Origin of the sequence: Kitasatospora sp. NPDC056446 (assembly GCF_042796115.1) — a bacterium.
In the GTDB taxonomy this organism is placed as follows: domain Bacteria; phylum Actinomycetota; class Actinomycetes; order Streptomycetales; family Streptomycetaceae; genus Kitasatospora.
The window spans coordinates 1-1,472 of sequence record NZ_JBHTRF010000216.1 but is presented as its reverse complement, the minus strand read 5'-3'; the positions used below and the strand labels follow the sequence as shown (position 1 = coordinate 1,472).

1 protein-coding gene and 2 pseudogenes are annotated in these 1,472 nt (G+C 73.2%); all 3 read left to right on the top strand.

Going from position 1 to position 1,472, the window contains the following annotated elements; all coding sequences use genetic code 11:
* Positions 1-421 (top strand): annotated as a pseudogene (locus ACFQ6N_RS40790) (hypothetical protein); the annotation flags it as partial.
* A gap of 201 nt (positions 422-622) precedes the next feature.
* A complete protein-coding gene (locus ACFQ6N_RS40785) occupies positions 623-1,135 on the top strand; it encodes a SigE family RNA polymerase sigma factor (protein ID WP_380659192.1) in 513 nt (170 codons plus the stop codon).
* Positions 1,128-1,472: pseudogene (locus ACFQ6N_RS40780) on the top strand (hypothetical protein); the annotation flags it as partial. The gene ACFQ6N_RS40785 and the pseudogene ACFQ6N_RS40780, both read left to right, overlap by 8 nt.

Below are 1,472 nucleotides of genomic sequence, written 5' to 3'. Positions count from 1 at the left end.
AGAGGCCAGGATCGCGGCGACGGACCCGGCGTCGATCGGAGTCGTGCTCGTACCGGCGACCGTGAAAGCGGCCGGGGTGGCAGTCGAACGGGTAACGGACACGCCGCTGCTGGGAGCCGCCGAGGCGCCGGCCCCGGCCGCGCCGGAGGGCGCAGCAGAGGGCGCGGCGGAAGGCACCGTGGAAGGCACCGTGGAAGGCTCAGCCGAAGGCGAAGCAGAGGGCACAGCGGAGGGCGCGGCTGAGGGCTCGCCCTGGGCCGTCGCGGCGGGGGTGGGCGTGGAGGAGCTGGTTGCGGCAGTGGCTATTCCTCCCACGGTCGCGATGGCTACGGCGGTGGCGGCGATGAGCATGACCGGGCGGATACGCATGAATCCGTGTCCTTTCCTGCCGGGCGTCCGGTTGACGCCTGCGCCCCTGTAGCTCTCCCGACACCCGGCAGGTCGCACCCCGTACACGTGATCCAGGTCATAGGCCCCGGGCGCGACCCCGGGGCGGTGGCCGTGCGTACAGGGTGGGATGCTCCGCCCAGGATGCACGGCTCCACAGCCGCAGCCGAGGAGTGCTTCCTCGCGAGCCACCGGTGCCGCGAACTGACGGACAGCCCCTGAGGAGAGGCCCTTGATGACGTCACAGGAGTTCGACGCGTTCTACGCGGCGTCCTTCTCCCGCCTGACCGGGCAGCTCTACGCGCTGACCGGCAACTGGTCCGAAGCACAGGACGTCGTCCAGGAGGCGTTCATCCGCGCGTGGGACCGAAGGCGCACGTTCAACCCGGACAGCGCCCCGGAGGCGTGGATCCGGACCACGGCCCGGCGGCTGGCCATCTCCCGCTGGCGGCGTGTGACCCGGGGCCTGCACTTGGCCGGACGCCACCACCGCCAGGAACCGCCCATTGTCGAACCGCCCACCGAGGAGCACCTGATGCTGGTCACCGCGCTGCGCGACCTGCCCGAGGCCCAGCGGAGCGCCCTGGTCCTGCACCACATGTGCGACCTCTCCGTCGAGCAGGTCGCGGCCGAGACCGGCGCCAGCGTGAGCGCCGTCAAGAGTCGTCTCGCCCGCGGCCGGGCCGCGCTCGCGGCCAGGCTCGCCGACCAAGCCCCGGCCAGAGAGGAAGGAAAGCTCCGTGTCTGACCCCACCCACGACACGCTCGACGACAGGCTGCGGCTGCTCGGCACGCAGATGCCCGCGCCGACCCTGCCCGCTGCGGAGATCCGCCGACGCGCCGACCGGCGCCGGCACCGCCGGCGCGCCCTCGCCGCGACCACGGCCGGCACCGCGGCAGCCTTGTGCCTGGCTCTCCCGTCCGTGCTGCACTCACCGGGACCACAGGAGGGAGCAGGCAGCGCAGACGCCTCCTCCGCGCCTGCTTCCGTTCCGGCTTCCCCGCCTCCCCCGGCCGCTTTCACGGTCGCCGGCACGAGCACGACCCCGATCGACGCCGGGTCCGTCGCCGCGATCCTGGCCTCC